At 72.3% G+C, this 16,398-nt stretch carries 13 protein-coding genes; 3 read left to right on the top strand and 10 right to left on the bottom strand.

All coding sequences use genetic code 11. The annotated features are described in order from the left end of the window. Window positions 1–12: 12 nt before the first annotated feature. From serS to ACFZBB_RS13805, 8 genes are all read right to left on the bottom strand, one after another. Window positions 13–1,299 (bottom strand): serine--tRNA ligase, encoded by a 1,287-nt coding sequence (serS, locus tag ACFZBB_RS13840; protein WP_391121284.1) that lies wholly within the window; start codon window positions 1,297–1,299, stop codon window positions 13–15. Between the two features lie 612 nt (window positions 1,300–1,911). Continuing rightward, the gene (pheA, locus tag ACFZBB_RS13835; protein WP_188281539.1) at window positions 1,912–2,841 is read right to left on the bottom strand and encodes a prephenate dehydratase; all 930 of its coding nucleotides are present in this window, start codon (window positions 2,839–2,841) and stop codon (window positions 1,912–1,914) included. Window positions 2,842–2,920: 79 nt separating this feature from the next. Then, entirely contained in the window at window positions 2,921–4,258 is a 1,338-nt protein-coding gene (efeB, locus tag ACFZBB_RS13830; RefSeq protein WP_391122220.1) for an iron uptake transporter deferrochelatase/peroxidase subunit, read from the bottom strand. Between the two features lie 23 nt (window positions 4,259–4,281). Next, the gene (locus tag ACFZBB_RS13825) at window positions 4,282–6,324 is read right to left on the bottom strand and encodes a copper resistance protein CopC (RefSeq protein ID WP_391121280.1); all 2,043 of its coding nucleotides are present in this window, start codon (window positions 6,322–6,324) and stop codon (window positions 4,282–4,284) included. Between the two features lie 68 nt (window positions 6,325–6,392). Then, window positions 6,393–6,929 carry a copper chaperone PCu(A)C gene (locus ACFZBB_RS13820; protein ID WP_391121277.1) on the bottom strand — a complete coding sequence of 179 codons (537 nt, stop codon included), beginning with the start codon at window positions 6,927–6,929 and terminating at the stop codon, window positions 6,393–6,395. Beyond that, window positions 6,926–7,660, bottom strand: a complete 735-nt coding sequence (locus ACFZBB_RS13815) for an SCO family protein (protein ID WP_391121274.1) — start codon at window positions 7,658–7,660, stop codon at window positions 6,926–6,928. The genes ACFZBB_RS13820 and ACFZBB_RS13815 overlap by 4 nt, the downstream gene beginning before the upstream one ends. A 260-nt stretch (window positions 7,661–7,920) precedes the next feature. After that, window positions 7,921–8,670, bottom strand: coding sequence for a DUF1775 domain-containing protein (locus ACFZBB_RS13810; RefSeq protein ID WP_391121271.1), 750 nt, complete (start codon window positions 8,668–8,670; stop codon window positions 7,921–7,923). 297 nt (window positions 8,671–8,967) lie between these two features. After that, window positions 8,968–9,834 (bottom strand): hypothetical protein, encoded by an 867-nt coding sequence (locus ACFZBB_RS13805; RefSeq protein WP_391121268.1) that lies wholly within the window; start codon window positions 9,832–9,834, stop codon window positions 8,968–8,970. 205 nt (window positions 9,835–10,039) lie between these two features. Here ACFZBB_RS13805 and ACFZBB_RS13800 point away from each other — a divergent pair, with 205 nt between their 5' ends. Next, window positions 10,040–10,483: an ATP-binding protein gene (locus ACFZBB_RS13800; RefSeq protein ID WP_391042124.1), complete on the top strand. Its 444-nt coding sequence runs from the start codon at window positions 10,040–10,042 to the stop codon at window positions 10,481–10,483. Window positions 10,484–10,551: 68 nt separating this feature from the next. Here the strand turns inward: ACFZBB_RS13800 and ACFZBB_RS13795 are convergent, their stop codons facing one another. Together ACFZBB_RS13795 and ACFZBB_RS13790 are read right to left on the bottom strand one after the other, a co-directional pair. Next, window positions 10,552–11,964 carry an aminopeptidase P N-terminal domain-containing protein gene (locus tag ACFZBB_RS13795; protein ID WP_391122217.1) on the bottom strand — a complete coding sequence of 471 codons (1,413 nt, stop codon included), beginning with the start codon at window positions 11,962–11,964 and terminating at the stop codon, window positions 10,552–10,554. Window positions 11,965–12,399: 435 nt separating this feature from the next. Continuing rightward, entirely contained in the window at window positions 12,400–14,166 is a 1,767-nt protein-coding gene (locus ACFZBB_RS13790) for a SpoIIE family protein phosphatase (RefSeq protein WP_391121265.1), read from the bottom strand. Window positions 14,167–14,769: 603 nt separating this feature from the next. Here ACFZBB_RS13790 and ACFZBB_RS13785 point away from each other — a divergent pair. Continuing rightward, window positions 14,770–15,483: a bifunctional DNA primase/polymerase gene (locus ACFZBB_RS13785; RefSeq protein WP_391121262.1), complete on the top strand. Its 714-nt coding sequence runs from the start codon at window positions 14,770–14,772 to the stop codon at window positions 15,481–15,483. A 233-nt stretch (window positions 15,484–15,716) separates the two neighbouring features. Then, window positions 15,717–15,986 carry a hypothetical protein gene (locus tag ACFZBB_RS13780; protein ID WP_391121259.1) on the top strand — a complete coding sequence of 90 codons (270 nt, stop codon included), beginning with the start codon at window positions 15,717–15,719 and terminating at the stop codon, window positions 15,984–15,986. The last annotated feature ends 412 nt before the right edge of the window (window positions 15,987–16,398 follow it).

The raw sequence follows: 16,398 nt of genomic DNA, 5'->3' as shown, positions 1-16,398 counted from the left end.
CCTCCGACTCGCTCACTTGGCGCTGGACGTGACGGGCTCCAGCAGCTCCCGGCCGCCCAGGTACGGCCGCAGCACTTCCGGCACCCGTACAGAACCGTCCGCGAGCTGGTGGTTCTCCAGGATCGCCACGATCGTCCGCGGCACCGCGCACAGCGTGCCGTTCAGCGTGGCCAGCGGCCGTGTGCCCTTCTCGTCACGCAGCCGGATCGACAGGCGACGGGACTGGAACTCGGTCGTGTTCGACGTCGAGGTCAGCTCGCGGTACTTGCCCTGCGTCGGGATCCACGCCTCGCAGTCGAACTTCCGCGACGCCGAGGAGCCCAGGTCGCCCGAGGCCAGCTCGATCACCTGGAACGGCAGCTCGAGCGCGGACAGCCACTGCTTCTCCCAGGCCAGCAGCCGCTGGTGCTCGGCCTCCGCGTCCTCCGGCGTGGTGTAGACGAACATCTCCACCTTGTCGAACTGGTGGACGCGGATGATGCCGCGGGTGTCCTTGCCGTACGAGCCCGCCTCGCGCCGGTAGCAGGGCGAGAAACCGGCGTAGCGCAGCGGCAGCTTGCCCGCGTCGATGATCTCGTCCATGTGGTACGCGGCGAGCGGGACCTCGGAGGTGCCGACCAGGTACAGGTCGTCCTTCTCCAGGTAGTAGACGTCGTCCTCGACCTGGCCGAGGTAGCCGGTGCCCGCCATCGCGGACGGCTTGACCAGGGTCGGGGTCAGGACGGGCGTGAAACCGGCGGCGGTGGCCTGCGCGACGGCCGCGTTGACCAGGGCCAGTTCGAGCAGGGCGCCGACACCGGTCAGGTAGTAGAAGCGCGAGCCGGACACCTTGGCGCCGCGGTCGACGTCGATGGCGCCGAGCAGTTCGCCCAGCTCCAGGTGGTCCTTGGGGGTGAAGCCCTCGGCGGCGAAGTCGCGCGGCGCGCCGTGCTGTTCGAGGACGACGAAGTCCTCCTCGCCGCCGATCGGCGCGTCGGGGTGGACGAGGTTGCCGAGCTGGAGCAGGAGCCGCTGGGCCTCTTCCGCCGCCTCGTGCTGCTCGGCGTCGGCGGCCTTGACGGCGGCCGACAGCTCGCCGGTCCGCTTGAGCAGCTCGGCCTTCTCCTCGCCCTGCGCCTTCGGGATCAGCTTGCCGAGCTGCTTCTGCTCGGCGCGCAGCTCGTCGAAGCGGGTACTGGACGACCTGCGCCGCTCGTCGGCGGAGAGGAGGGAGTCGACGAGCGCGACGTCCTCTCCACGGGCGCGCTGCGAGGCGCGCACACGGTCGGGGTCCTCACGAAGCAGACGAAGGTCAATCACGCGACCAGGTTACCGGGGAGCGGGCATCGGCCGCGACAACTTACGGACTTTATGGTGTGCTTTGTCCGCTTCGGGGGTAAAGCGAGGAAATTCCGTAAAGGGGAGAAAGGGGTGTCGGTCAACCAAATTCGCCGCGTCCCTCCCCCGGGTCATCGCGCCTGTGGAGAAACGGAGTTGATCATCGCCGCCGGGGCTCCGGCGGGGCCTTCGCGGGCCTGTCGGGGTCGTCCGGCCGAAAGTTATCCACAGGCTGCTGGGGATTTCCATTCTTTGTCCACAGGGTGTGGGGAAGTTCTGTGGAGAAGGAGGGAGATCTTTCGACCGGGCTCAATGCTCGGCCATGGATTCCCCCATCAAACCCGTTCCACACTCACTTTCGAGTGAGAAGTGTTCCCTCGGGAGAGTTGGTCGGGGGAATTGGGGTGACGAGGGGTGACCTGCCCCGCTGTGGACAGCGATGGTGTCTGTGTACAGATTTGTCGACTAGGTCGGGTTGCCGTGTCGACATGTCCCCAGTTACCCACAGGCCGCGCTCGAAGCCTGTGGATAACTTTTCCCCACAGTGGAAGAACACGCCCTGGCCGCCTCAGGCCCGCCCTTCCAACGCCCGCCTCAGGCCCGCCCGTCCAGCGCCCGGTTCAGCCAGTCCGCCGCGTCCGTGAACTCCGCGTCCGTCGTTCCCCGCGCCACCCGCGCCTCGACCTCGTCGGCCCGGGGGTACGAACCGAGGAAGCGGACGTTCAGGCAGCGGCGGCGCAGCCCCATCAGCGTCTCGCCGACCCGGCGGTCCGTGAGGTGACCCTCGGCGTCCACCGAGAAGCAGTACTGACCGAGGCCGCGACCGGTCGGCCGGGACTCGATCCGCATCAGGTTCACCCCGCGGATCGCGAACTCCTGGAGGAGTTCGAGCAGCGCGCCGGGGTGGTCGTCGCGCAGCCAGAACACCGCCGACGTCTTGTCCGCGCCGGTCGGCGCCGCCAGCCGCGCAGGACGCCCGACGAGCACGAAGCGCGTCGTCGCGTTCTGCGCGTCGCGGATGTCGGTGGCCAGCGGTTCGAGACCGTACGTCGGCGCCGCGAACTCGCCCGCGAAGGCGCCGTCGAAGCGGCCCTCCTGCACCAGCCGCGCGCCGTCCGCGTTCGACGCGGCCGACTCCCACACCGCGTCGGGCAGATTGCCCGACAGCCAGTTCCGCACCTGAGACTGCGCGGCCGGGTGCCCGGTCACCGTCTTCACGTCGGACAGCGCGGTGCCCGGCCTGACCAGCAGCGCGAAGGCGATCGGCAGCAGCACCTCGCGGTAGATCATCAGCGGGTCGCCGAATGCCAGCTCGTCGAGCGTGGCGGTGATGCCGCCCTCCACGGAGTTCTCGATCGGGACCAGCGCACCGCCCGCCTCGCCGTTGCGCACCGCGTCGAGCGCCGCGGGCACCGACACCATCGGTACCAGCTCGCGCGTGGCGGCCTCGGGCAGCAGCCGCAGCGCGGCCTCGGTGAACGTGCCTTCGGGACCCAGATAGGTATAACGGCTCGCTGGCGACATACGTTCAGCCTAATGGCCCGCACCGACCCGGAATGCCGGTCTGTTCATCAGCCCGGAACACCGCCATCAGATCGTGCGATCACCCTTCGAGCAGCCGCTGACCCACGTATTCTCCGGGCCCGCAGCCGCCCGGCACCGCGAAGAGGCCGCTCGCCTCGTGCCGCAGGAAGCGCGACAGGCCGTCGCCGCCGTCCAGCTTGCGCTGCACCGGCACGAATCCCTTGAGCGGATCGGCCTGCCAGGCCACGAAGAGCAGCCCGGCGTCCGGAGTCCCGTCCGTCCCGATGCCGTCGTGGTACGAGAACGCCCGCCGCAGCATGGCGGCGCCGCCGTTGGAGGCCGGGGCCGCGACCCGGACGTGCGCGTCGCCCGCGACGGCCAGGGCGCCGTCCGCCCCGACCTTCGCCAGATCGACCGGTGTGGTCTCGGTGCCGCCCGACAGCGGCGCCCCGTCCGACTTGCGGCGGCCGATCACCTTCTCCTGCCGGGCCACCGACAGATGGTCCCAGGAGTCCAGCAGCATCCGGATCCGGCGGACGACGGCGTACGAACCGCCCGCCATCCAGGCCGGGGAGCCGGAGTCGGCTGAGCCGCCCGCCGGTACGAAGATCCGCTGATCGAAATCGGCGTCGGTCGGCTTCGGATTGTTGGTCCCGTCGATCTGGCCCATCAGATTGCGCCCGGTCATCGGGTGCGCGGTCGCGCCCGGCGTCCGGTTGAACCCGTTCATCTGCCAGCGCACCCCGGCGGTGTCCCGCGCCGCCTTCTGGAGCACGCGCAGCGCGTGGAAGGCGACCAGCGCGTCGTCCGCGCCGATCTGCACCCACAGGTCGCCGTTGCTCCGCTTCGGGTCGAGGGCGTCGCCCGCGAAGTCCGGCAGCGGTGCCAGCGCCCCGGGCAACCGCCCGGTCAGCCCCGTACGGCCGAAGAAGCTCCGGCCGAAGCCGAAGGTGACCGTCAGCGAGGACGGCCCGGCGTCGTACGCGATCTGATCGTCGTACGACGAGGGCAGCGCGTCCCGGCCCCCCGGCGAGGTGCCGGTCCGCGTCCCCGGCTGTGTTCCCGGCTGTGTTCCTGGTCGCGTCATCGTCCGTACCGCGTCCGACCAGCGGCGCAGCAGCGCGGCGGCGGCCTTGCGGTCCGCGCCCGGTACCAGGTCGAAGGCGACGAGGTGGCCGACGGCCTGCGCGGGCCCGACGATTCCCGCCTGCCGCGCGCCCTCGAAGGGGACGTACGCGGAACCGACCGTGCTCAGCGCGACCGGCTCGTCCCGCACGGCCCGCGCGACGCCCGCACCGGCACCGCCGCCGACGACCAGTCCCGCCGCGCCCGCGGCCCCGGCCGTACCGAGCAGCCGCCGCCTGCTGAGCCCTGCGGGGGCCGCGTCCTCGCCCCTTACGGACTCCGCGGACTCCACGTGATCCGCCGATTCGGTTGACTTCACGGGTTGACCTGCATGTTCCTCGTCTCCGTCACTTCGTCGATGTCCGAGGTGCGGACGGTGACGGCCACCTGCCAGGCACCCGGCAGCGGCAGTTGGACGCCCGCCGCGGTCCAGTGGCCCACGGTCAGGTGCTGCAAGGGGGCGTCGATGGGGCCGATCTTCTTGGCCGGCAGCGTGAACTGGAGGCGCACCTCCGGCACGTCCACCGAGCTTCCGGCGGGCGTGCTGAGGAAGAGGTGGACCTCGTTGGCGCCCGACCGGGCGGGGGAGACCGTCAGGCCCGCCGTGCCCTTGCCGTGGGGACCGCCGGTGTCGTACGGGATGGACAGGACGACCTCGGTCGGGGCCGTCGCGTTTCCGCCGCCGGTCGCCGCGGGCGGCGCCTTGAGGTCCTTCTGCTCCTCCGCGGCCCGGCCCGGCTGCGAGCCGGTCAGCATCGTGGTGACGGTCAGCAGGACGACGGCGATGCCGACCTCTATCAGGACCGAACGCCGGAGCCGGTTGCGCGCGGGATCCGCGTCGCGCACCTTCTTCGCCTTCGCCGAGTCCCGCGCGTCCTGCTGCCGCCGCAACTGCGCGGCCCGCGCCGGGTCGTCGGAGCCGGACCCCGTACCCGCCGCAGCGGAGTCCGAACCCGAGCCCGAGCCCGAGCCCGAATCCGTATCGGAGCCCTTGCCTCTGGCGGCACCCGTACCGGACGCCGTACCCGACGTCGTACCGGCGGACGCGGCGGCCGGAGCCCCCACCGGGGACGCCACCGCCTCCGTCCGCGCCACCGGCGTCACCGCCAGCTCCCGCGTCCAGCGCCGCGAGAACCAGGCCACGCCGACCAGCGCGCACACCAGCCAGATCTTGATGAAGAGGAGCTGCCCGTAGTGGGTGTCGAAGAAGGCCGCCCAACTGCCCATCTGCCGCCACGCCTGGTACGTGCCGGTGCCGATCAGGGTCGTCACGGCGGTGAGCGCGATGAGGGAGAAGCGGCGCACGGCGTACGGCTCGACCGTACCGGCGGTGGAACGGGTGAACAGCGCGGTCAGCAGGGTGATGAGACCGCCCAGCCAGACCGCCATGGACAGCAGGTGGACGATGTCGACCGGCATCGCGACCTGCCGTTGGATGCCGACGGAGGCGTGCTCGGCCATCGCCCAGGTGGCGGCGATGCCGATCGCGACGACCGTGCCGCCGATGCCCAGACCCCACGCCAGGTCGGCGCGCTCCTCCGGGTCCTCGCGCTTGGCGTAGCTGCCGAAGAGCACGGCGAGGAAGACGGCCGCCGCCGCGAGCAGCAGCAGCCGGGAGACGAGCGCCGCGCCCGGCCGGGTCTCCAGCACCGCGCGCATCACATCGGGGTCGACCGCGTCGCCGAGTCCGGTGCCGTTGGCGTACGGGCCGCGCAGCATCAGCAGCGCGATGGTGGCCGCGACCAGCGTCGCCCAGCCGCCCGCCGCGATCCGCCGCATGGGACGCAGCAGGGCGCCGCGCGGCCAGCACACGGACAGGAACACCGCGCTGCCGACCAGCAGCGCGAAACCGGCGTAGGCGAAGTAGCGGGCGATCCCGTAGAGCGTGGACGCCGCGCCGCCGCCCGCCGCCGCCGCGCCCGACAGGTCGACGCTGGTCTTGGAGGCCGCGCCGACCGAGAAGGTGAACGCCCCGGCCACCGGGTGGCTGTCCTGCGACACCGCCTTCCACGCCACGGTGTACGTGCCGTTGCCGATGCCCGGCCGCAGCCCGACGGTGGCCGTGGACCCGGAGTCCTTGCCGCTGTCGTGCTGCGGCTTGCCGACCGCCACGTCCTTGCCCTGCGGGTCGAGCACCCGCAGCGAGTCCGCCGACAGCAGCACGCCCTCCGAGAAGGTGAGCACCACGCGCTGCGGCGCGCTCTGCACGACCGAGCCGTCGGCCGGGTCGGTACGGATCAGCGCCGCGTGCGCGGACGCGGGCGCCGCGACGCCGAGCAGCAGCGCGAGCAGCCCGCCGAGGCAGGCCGCGAGCGCCGCCAGCCGCCGCACGCCGGTCTGGCGACGTGGTGGCCTCAAACGTGGCAACCGGGCGTTCTTCTTCGCTGCGGGCGCTGTGCGCGCTGGCGTCGCTGGGTTCACTGCGGTCAGCCCTTCGGGTCCGGGCGGTACGTCGTCGCCTCGACGGGCACGGTGACCGTGACCGTGGCGGGCGTGGCGTGGGCGAAGTGGAGTCGCAGGGTGACTGTTTCACCGACCCGCGGCTTGTGAGTGAGGTTCTCCAGCATCATGTGGTCGCCCCCGGTGCCGAGGGTGAGGGTGCCGCCCGCCGGTACGGTCAGGGCCGTCACCTGGCGCATGGTGGTGCCGGTCGTGCTGTGCAGGGTGACGTGCGCGGCCAGCGGTGTGCTGACCGAGGTGAGTTCGGCGTCCCCGCCCCCGGCGTTGGCGACGGTGACGTACGCGGCGGCCTCGTCGGTCAGCAGCGGCTGCGGTATGTACCCGCCGCTCACCGACACCTTGCCGGACCCGCTGCCCGACCCTTTGCCGGATGCCTTGCCGGACGCCTTGCCGGACCCGGCGCCGGACCCGGACGATCCGTCGCTCAGCGCGACGCCCGCGCCGGTCGCCAGCGCCACCGCCGCGACACCGGCGACGGCGCCCAGCAGCGCGCGCCGCCTCACGGCGCCTCGCTCCTGACGATCTTCGGCAGGTCGGCCGCGAACTGCTCGGCCGTCGTCCCCGACATGTAGAGGACGTGCGCCTTGTCGTCCTTGGGCCAGAAGGCCAGCACCTCGGCGCCGTGTGTGACGGTGACGCTGCCGTCCTTCTCCTTGACCGGCGGGTCGATGCCGACGCCGACCGAGCGGGCCGCGGCCTGGATGGTGTCGAATTCACCGGTCAGTCCGATGAAGGACTTGTCCATCGCGCCGAGCCACGCCGTCAGCCGCGCCGGGGTGTCGCGCTCCGGGTCGGTGCTGACGAAGACGACCCGCAGCGCGTCCTGGTCGGCCTTCGGCAGCTTCGCCTTGGCCAGCGCCAGGTCGCTCATGGTCGTCGGGCAGACGTCGGGGCAGTGCGTGTAGCCGAAGAAGAGCAGCGTCGGGTGGCCCGCGGTCTCCTTCACCAGGTCGTACGGTTTGCCCTGGTTGTCGGTCAGCACGAGCGCGGGCTTCGTGAACGGCGTGTCGAGCAGCGTGCCCGCCTTCTGCGGCGCGTCGGCGGACACCGCCGCCACATTGGCGTTCGCCGACGAGTCGCCGGAGCCGCCGCAGCCGGACAGCAGCAGCGCCCCCGCGACGGCGAGCGCGGCGGCGCCGGTCACGGCGGTGGTACGGGTGCGGGTACGGGTCGTGCCGGACGTGCCGGACGTGCGCGGGGAAGCGGTCGTGCGGGTGGAGCGGGTGGTGCGCATGAAGGTGATGCCCCTTCAGTGGACGGGTGGTGCCGGGCGGCCACGGCTCGCGTGGCCGCCCAGTGGGTTGTTCGGGTCGAACGGGACCGCGAGCGGTCCGGTGGATCCGGTGCTTCAGGTGCTTCAGGTGCTTCAGGTGCTTCAGGTGAATCCGGCGATCCGGCCGACACCGGTCGAGCGAGGACCGGGCGTCGGCCGTCAGCCGGACCAGCCGTCAGCCGGACCGGCCGTCAGCCGGACCGGCCGTCAGGCGTCCGGCGTCAAGCCGACGGGTTGCGGCGGCGACCGGCGAAGACGCCGTAGCCGATCCCGATCACGCCGACCACGATTCCGGCCACGCCCAGCGCCCGGGCGGTCCCGTCGCTCGTGTCGGACGAGGCCGCCTGCGTACCGGAGGACGAGCCGCCGGACTTGGCGTCGGCGGCCGGGGTCGCCGTCACGCTCGGCGTGGCCGAGGCGCCGTCGGAGGCCGCCGCCGCCGTCAGCTTCAGGGTCGGCGCCGGGTGCTGCGGCTCGGCCTGGCCCTCCTTCGGCACGTCGATCCAGCGCACGATGTCACCGTTGTCGTACGTCTGGAGCGTCTTGAAGACCAGCGCGTCGGTGGTGGCGGGCAGCGGCCCGAACGACACCGGGAACTGCTGGAACTGGCCCGGCGCGATCTTCCCGCCGCTCCAGGTGATCTTCGTGACCGCCTCGTCGATGGTGCCGTCGTCCGACTTCAGCGGGGTCGCCAGCTTCGACTTCGTCACCTGCGCCGTCCAGCCGGGCACCGGCTGGATCGAGACCGAGGCGACCGGGTGGTCGGTGGGCAGATTGACCTCGATCTTCGTCGTGGACGCGCTGTCCTCCTCGTTCGGCACCTTGAAGGCGACCGTGCTGTAACTGCCCTGGGCCGCGCTGTTCGGCGTCACCGTGACATGCGCGAAGGCGGGCACGGCGGCCAGCAGGACGGTGGCACCGGCGAGGGCGGCGATGGTCGCGGCACGGCCGCGCATACGTGAGCTGCTCATTACGAGGGTGCTCCAGTTCTCCACAGGTCTGTGGGAAGTGGGCTGACGGTGGCATGGGACCGCGGACCACGGCGCGTCAGGCGCCCGCGGTCGGCGGAGGCGTGGGCGGACCCGCGCGCCACCGTCGCCGTACTCCCTGGAAGGCGGCGTAAGTCCTATGGACCTATGCCGTATAAGTCCTATGGACCTACGTAGGACCGATGGACTCATCAGCCCAGTGAGGGCCTCTCAGGCCCGCAAGGACCTGCAAGTCCCCGGGGGCCTACGCCAAGGGGGAGTCGGCGGGGGTGCGTCGCGTCAGACCGCCGCGAGGCCGAACGGCGGCCCGCGCCTGGCCAGCGAGTGCCGCAGCAGCCACACCGTGCGGTGCCTGGCCGCCGTCGCGTCCGCCGTGCAGCGCCGCCGGGGCCGTACGCCCGCGGTCCCGGCCGCCTGCGCCGCGAGCGCGGACAGCAGCGCGTGGGCGCGGCACAGTACGGCGGGCGAGAGCGCGGCCAACTCGGCGGCGCCGCGCACCGACAGCCGTATCAGCCGCCAGAGCGCCGCCTCGCCGCGCCGCAGCACCCAGCCCGCCACCACGGCGGCGAGCAGGTGGCCGAGGAACATCGGCAGAGAGCAGAAGGGCAGCGACATCACGGCGTGCGCGACGCTTCCCGTACCGCCCGCGGCCGTACCGCCGCTCATGTCCATGCCCGGGGTGTGCACGGGCGCGCCCATCGCGGACGGGTCGAGCCCGGCCTGCTGGACGACCCACCGCGCCTTCTGCGGGGTGAGCGGCGTCGCGGCCGTGCTCCCGCAGACCAGCCGGGCCGCGACGGCCAGCAGACCGCCGGAGCCGGACCCCGCGCCGCCGCCGTGCCCGGCGGCCGTCGTACTCGCGCACATCTGCCCGGCGTTGAAGACGCTGTGCAGCGCGAGCTGTCCGACGGCGAGGGCGGCGGCGATGCCGGGCAGGGTGCGTTCGCGCCCCGCGAGCGGCGCCACGACCGCGAAGACCGAGAGCCAGCCGACGACCAGCGCCCACACCGGCACCGTGCGGCCGGACGCCATCGCGTGCCCGACCGCGGCCAGCACGACGCAGACCGCGGTGAACACCGCGGCCCGCAGCAGTCGCATTCCGGCGCCGGCGCGCACGGAGGGGACGGAGCCCCGCGTGGCAGTCATGACGGCGGTCATCTTCTCACCGCGCGCTCCGGGCGGATACGGCGGGTGTCCGGCTCGCGGGGGTGTGCGCGTGAAGTCCCCTTACACCCGTACGCCGGGCATGGGCATCCGCCGAATGAGCGATATCACGTCAACATCGCGCTTACGGGACGCTCTTCGCGGCAATACGTAACCTTATGTCGAGCCGCAGCCAGGAGGCTGGAGCATGAGCATCTGGTGGTCACTCCATTTGCGGCGCGAGGCTGCGAGCGTTCCGCTGGCGAGAAGGCTGCTGATCGGGACCATGGAGACGGCCGGAGTCGATCCGGACATCTCCTTCGACCTGGCGGTGGCCCTCTCGGAAGCGTGTGCCAACGCCGTCGAACACGCCGGATCCGGCACGGAGTACAGCGTCACCGCGCGGATCGACGGCGACCAGTGCCGTATCGAGGTCGCCGACTCCGGTCCCGGATTCCCCCGCGACCGCTTCCGCCACCCGGCCCGGCCGCTGAGCCCCAGGGGTCAGCAGGCCGAGCACGGACGCGGACTCTTCCTCATCGAGGCGCTGGTGGACCACGTCCACTTCCAGAACCGGCCGGGTCACGGCACGGTCGTCTCCTTCGACAAGGTGCTCAAGTGGCGTGACGACGCCCTGCTCAAGGCGTCGTAGCGCCGCTCGACCCCGGTGGGACCGGCTGGGACCGGCGGGACCTGGTGGGGACCGGCCGGGACCGGTGTTCAGCCGCGCAGCCCCGCCATCCACGCCTCGACCTCGTCCGAGCGCCGCGGCAGCGCGTCCGACAGATTGCGGTTGCCGTCGTCCGTCACCAGGATGTCGTCCTCGATCCGGACGCCGATGCCGCGGTATTCCTCGGGCACCGACAGGTCGTCCGCCTGGAAGTACAGGCCGGGCTCGACCGTCAGCACCATGCCTGGCTCCAAGGTGGAGTCCACGTACGCCTCGGTCCGCGCGTGCGCGCAGTCGTGGACGTCCATGCCGAGCATGTGGCCGGTGCCGTGCAGCGTCCAGCGGCGCTGGAGGGCCAGTTCGAGCACCCGGTCGACCGGGCCTTCGAGCAGCCCCCACTCGACCAGCTTCTCGGCCAGCACGCGCTGCGACGCCTCGTGGAAGTCACGGAAGGCCGCGCCCGGCTTCACCGCGTCGATACCGGCCTGCTGGGACTCGTAGACCGCGTCGTAGACCTTGCGCTGGACCGGCGAGAAGCTGCCGCTGATCGGGAGGGTGCGGGTGACGTCCGCGGTGTACAGGTGGTGGGTCTCCACGCCCGCGTCGAGCAGCAGCAGGTCGCCGGAGCGGACCGGGCCGTCGTTGCGCACCCAGTGCAGGGTGGTGGCGTGCGGGCCCGCGGCGCAGATCGAGCCGTAGCCGACGTCGTTGCCCTCGACGCGGGCGCGCAGGAAGAACGTTCCCTCGATGTACCGCTCCGAGGTGGCCTCCGCCTTGTCCAGGACCTTGACGACGTCCTCGAAGCCGCGCGCCGTCGAGTCGCACGCCCGCTGCAACTCGGCGATCTCGAACTCGTCCTTCACCGCACGCAGCGCGGACAGGAATTCGGTCAGCTCGGCGTCGCGCTCGGCCGTCACCTTGTCGGTGAGCGCCGCCTCGATGCCCGCGTCGTGCCCGCGCACCACGCGGACCGGACCGGCCGCCTCGCGCAGCGTCTCCGCGGCCTTGCGGACGTCCCGGCACGGCATCCCGAGCAACTGCTCGGCCTCGGTGAGGCTGTGCCGCCGCCCGACCCACAGCTCGCCCTGGCCGTCCAGCCAGAATTCGCCGTTCTCCCGGTTGGAACGCGGCAGCAGATACGCGGTCGCCGCGTGCCCGCCGCCCTTGCGCGGCTCCAGCACCAGGACGGCGTCCTGCGTCTGGTCACCGGTCAGATAGGCGTACTCGGTGGCCGCCCGGAAGGGGTACTCGGTGTCGTTGGAGCGGGTACGGAGATTGCCCGCCGGTACGACGATCCGCTCGCCGGGAAAGCGCTCGGACAGCGCGGCGCGGCGCGTGGCGGCGTACGCGGCCTGCGGCAGCGGGGCCAGGCCGTGCAGCTCCGTGTCGGCCCAGTCGGCCTTCATCACGGCCGCCAGCTCGTCGGAGACAGCCGGGTAGAGGCGGTTCTTGCGCTGCTTGATCGGCTTGTCGTCGCCGTCCGCCGCGTCCGTGGCCGCCGCATCGCCGTCCGCTGTGGCCGCCGCGTCGGTGGCCGCTTCGACTGCCGCGTCCGTGGCCGCCTCGGCCGCCGTCACGGCCGTCCCCGTCGTCTCAGGAGTCTCGGGCGTCTCCTGTCCGACCCGCTCGACCTGCTCGTCCGGCTGTGCCTGGGCCTCGGCCACGTCCTGTCCTCCTCGCTGTCGTCGCCATAGCTCCCTGGAGGTCCCGTCGGGACCTGCTATGGACCTCTACGCATCGTATGTGCGCGCGGAAGAGGGCGTGCAGGGGGCATAGGTCCTGAATCGATCACGAATCAGGACCGGGCGGACCGAAGCGGACGCGGGTGACCGCGGCCCATCTCTCGCAGCCGCCCGTCTCGCAGCCGCCCGTCTCTCAGTGGCCGGTCTCTCTCGGCCTCAGTCGAAACGGACGGCGAGCAGGACGACGTCCTCCACGCCCTCGGACCGGTCGAGGCCGTCGGGCAGGACGGCGTGCAGGATGTGGTCGACGAGACGGTCGGGGTCGTCGCGGGCCGGGCGCGGTGCGCTCTGCGCGGCGGCGTGCAGCCGGGCGAGCGCCCGGTCGGCGGACTCCCCCGTACGGTGCAGCAGCCCGTCCGTGAACAGCACCAGGGTCTCGCCGGGCCGTGCGTACAGCTCGACACTGGGCGCCTCCCAGCAGCTGAGCATGTTCAGCGGCGCGGACAGCGACGTCTCGACGTACTCGCAGCGGCGGTCGCCGATCACCAGCGGCGGGCAGTGTCCCGCGCCCGCCAGGATCAGCTTGCGGCCGCCCGGGCCGCCGTTCCCCGCCTCCGCCTCCACGTACGCGAACAGCGCCGTCGCGGACCTGGCGGGCTCGGTGAGCCGCATCAGCAGTTCCAGGTCGGACAGGACCGCGACCGGGTCCTCGCCCTCCATCACCGCGTACGCGCGCAGGCTCGCGCGCAGCCGTCCCATCGCGGCCACCGCGCCGGGGCCGCGCCCCGTCACCCCGCCGACGGCCAGGCCGAGCGCGCCCTCGGGCAGCGGCAGCGCGTCGTACCAGTCGCCGCCGCCGCGCGGATTCGTGCGGTGCCTGACCGCCAGCCGTACGCCGGGGACGCGCGGCAGCCGTTCCGGCAGCAGTTCCGCGGCCAGCGCCGCCGTCGTGTCCCGTGCGCGCCGCAGGTCGAGCACGCGTGCGGTGTGCTCGGCGGCGAAGCGCAGATACAGGCCCATCAGGCGGCGCTGCCGGTCGTCGGGTTCCGCGGGTTCGTCGTAGAACCACACGGCCGTGCCCAGCCTGCCGGCCGACTGCGCCGTCAGCCGCAGCGCGTAGCTCGCGCCGAGGCCGAGCTGGACGGCGACCTCGCGGTGCCGCCGGTCGAGGCCGGGTTCGTGCAGCAGGTCGGCGTGGACGCGTTCGCCGTCCGCGTCCCGCGCCGCTGATCCGTCCGCCGCCGCTGATCCGTCCCGCGCCCCTGATCCGTCCCGCGCCGCTGATCCGTCCGCCGCCGCTGATCCGTCCCGCGCCCCTGATCCGCACGCGTCACTCGGGACGCCGGTGTCGGAGGCGGACGTACGGGGTACGGGCACGGTCTCGATCGTGCCGAGGTCGGCGTGGCCGAGGCCGAGGCCGACGGTGCGTTCGGGGCCGAGGCCGTCGGCCGGCTCCAGCGCGACCATGCCGCGCCGGGCGCCGACCAGAGTGGCCCCGGCGCGCAGCACCTCGTGCAGCGCGTCGTCCAGCGCGGTCGTACGGGCCAGCCGCTCGGTCAGCTCGTGCACCAGGGACAGGTCGCACACCCAGGAGGCCAGCCGGTCCTGCACGGCGGGGGAGCCGTACCGGTCACCGGCCGCTTCCTCCGGCGCCCGGGGACGGCCCGCACCGGGTACGGTCACGGGCTTGGCCGCGGGTTCTGTGGCCTGGTCGCTTACGGGCACGGTCGCGGAATCGGTCGCGGAACCGGTCGCGGAACGGATCGTGGAATCGGCCGCCGGTGCCGTCGCTGGTCCCGTCACCGGTTCCGTCCTCGGTCCCGCCGGTTCCGTCGCGGGTGCGGGCGGAGCGGCGGGGGAGACGGCGGGGACCGCGGAGGCGGCCGTGACCTGCGCGGGGCCTCCCGCAGGGGACGCATTTTGCGCCGCCGCGGAAGGAGGTGGCTCGGTTCCGGCCACTTTTTTCATGTGAGCGGCGCTCATGGCCGAGGGCTTCCGGCCAGTCGCCAATGGATGGGGCATTCCGTGCTTTTCGTCCGCAAAGCGCGGAGCATCTGCATCAATAGCATCGCAAACCCCCATGTCGTGGCGCGTCGCTACCAAGGAACCCACTTGTACACGCACAATCGCGGGCATGTCCAGGATTGTCCTGGTAGACGGAGTGGTGTCGGGACGTGACCGGCGTCACGTGCCGTGGTGTGTCGGTGGCCTGGAGTAGCCGTCGCACTGCCACAGGTTGGCCAGAAAGAGCTACCCCCGTCTCATGCGCGCTGTCGACTGATCCCGGCCAACAGCGCGTCATATTTGCGGGTGATGGGTAGGAACCCGGAGTCCGGCTCAAGCGTCGTAGTACGTAAGCAATTGACAGCCGACCCCACCCCGAGTGGCGAGCGGGAGCTGCGCCCAACGGGATCCACGACTAGTGGCTCGCGATCGGGGCAAGTGAGCAAGCGCCATGCGCACGCCGCCCACCGCCACGTTCCACGCTCGGCCGGCGGCGTGATGCGCTGCCTCGTAAACGGTGTGCTCGACAGATACGTGTGCAAGGGCAGATCCCTGGGCGTTAACGGAAAGGAACGAGCGCTGATGCGCGAGATCCTCGGAAGGCGACGCAAGCTCTCACTGCCGCGAAAGGGGCGGACCGCGTTGCGTGACGCGGCGCTCACCTACGCTGAGCAGTGGCAATGGCGTGTGGTGCCCGGTGTCGGATACGACAAACGCGGCACATGGCGGGCGACCGGCGCGCAGCCGTGCGCCTGCGCCCGCCCCAACTGCCCGGTGCCCGGCGCCCATCCGCACGAGCCGGGACTCCTGGCCGCCACCCGTGACCCGCGCATGGTGCGCTGGTGGTGGACGCGCAGGCCGGACGCGCCGGTGGTCCTCGCGACCGGCGACCGGGTGTCCGCGGCGAGCCTGCCCGCGGTGGCCGGCACGCGGGCGCTCGACGCGATCGAACGCCTCGGTGTACGGCTCGGCCCGGTGGTCGCCACCCCCACCCGGTACGTGATCCTCGTCGCGCCCTACTCGCTCGCCGAGCTGGGCGAACTCCTCGACAGCCAGGACTGGGTGCCGACGTCGCTGCGCTACCACGGCGACGGCGGATACGTGGCGCTGCCGCCGTCGAGCAGCAGTGCGGGGCAGCTCCGCTGGGTGCGGCCCCCGGTGCCCGAGGCGACGGGGCCCGACGCGCCGGTCGGGCTCGGCGGCGCCGCGCCGTGGCTGCCGCGGATCGGCGACCTCGTGGACGCCCTCGTCCGCGCGGGCCAGACCGCGCCGGACGGCGACCGGCTCACCTATTGATGCCCTTATCGATGCGCTCATCGATGCGCTCATTGATGCGCCGCGTTGACACCGCGCCTGTTCTGAACGCTGTTCAGGGCGGGCGCGGTGTCGTTCGCCGGGCACTCTGTCACTCGTTCGGGTAGCCGAGGGCCCCGGCCCTGCGCTGAACGGCGCCTGATCCTCCCGAAGTCCCCGGTCCGCGCGCTACGTTCGGCGGACCGCAACCGTCGAGCGCAGGTGGGGTCGTGCCCATGGAGCCGAAGTCACAGTCGCAGTCGCAGCCGCATTCGCAGGCCGTTCAGCAGGTGGCGCAGGACCATGTGTCGGGGCTGCGCATGGTCGCCCTCGCGAGCGTCGCCGCCCTGGCCGTCGTCCTGCCGCTGGCCGCCGCCACGGACGGTCCTTCGGAACACCCGGGCCACGGCGGCCACTCCGGCCACGCGGGCCTCGGCGCCCCCCACGCCAGGACCACGTCCGTGGACGGTTACGGAATGCTTCCGCCGCCGGCCGAAGGCACCTGAACCGCTACCGACCGGTACGACGAAAAGCGTCGCCGTCGTCTCCCTCACATGGCGAAAAGCGCCGTCCGGCGCCCCGCGGGCATGGAAACGCCCGGTCGCTGGCGACGGGGGATGCACCAGCGACCGGGCTGCCCAAACGGTAACAAGACTTCGTCCGTTCGCAAATTCCCCGACGCCGACGGGGCGCCGATTAGCCGCGATTCAACGGGAGTTGTGACCGGAATCACGGCCTCCCCCTCCGGGCAGGTCCCACCCACCAACGGATCGGGCGCACCCCCCTGCGCCGGCGCGGCGCCGTGGCCAGGGCTCGTGCCCCGTAGGCGCGACAAGCCCTCTCCGGCCCGGTGGTCCGGAGACCACCGGATTGCCCCGCCGGGGCGGGTGGTGACGTGCGGGAGCGTCGTGGCTTGTC

The sequence above is a fragment of the Streptomyces sp. NPDC008139 genome, from assembly GCF_042957025.1.
GTDB lineage: Bacteria > Actinomycetota > Actinomycetes > Streptomycetales > Streptomycetaceae > Actinacidiphila.
Note: the sequence above shows the minus strand (reverse complement) of the source record. Positions and strands in the feature narration are given on the sequence as shown.

Bases quoted from the DNA above. Each gene is read 5' to 3' on its own strand.
- pheA (WP_188281539.1), bottom strand. From the start codon at position 2,841: ATGTCGCCAGCGAGCCGTTATACCTATCTGGGTCCCGAAGGCACGTTC.
- ACFZBB_RS13815 (WP_391121274.1), bottom strand. From the start codon at position 7,660: ATGCGCACCACCCGCTCCACCCGCACGACCGCTTCCCCGCGCACGTCC.
- ACFZBB_RS13810 (WP_391121271.1), bottom strand. From the start codon at position 8,670: ATGAGCAGCTCACGTATGCGCGGCCGTGCCGCGACCATCGCCGCCCTC.
- ACFZBB_RS13805 (WP_391121268.1), bottom strand. From the start codon at position 9,834: ATGACTGCCACGCGGGGCTCCGTCCCCTCCGTGCGCGCCGGCGCCGGA.
- ACFZBB_RS13800 (WP_391042124.1), top strand. From the start codon at position 10,040: ATGAGCATCTGGTGGTCACTCCATTTGCGGCGCGAGGCTGCGAGCGTT.
- ACFZBB_RS13790 (WP_391121265.1), bottom strand. From the start codon at position 14,166: ATGAGCGCCGCTCACATGAAAAAAGTGGCCGGAACCGAGCCACCTCCT.
- ACFZBB_RS13785 (WP_391121262.1), top strand. From the start codon at position 14,770: ATGCGCGAGATCCTCGGAAGGCGACGCAAGCTCTCACTGCCGCGAAAG.
- ACFZBB_RS13780 (WP_391121259.1), top strand. From the start codon at position 15,717: ATGGAGCCGAAGTCACAGTCGCAGTCGCAGCCGCATTCGCAGGCCGTT.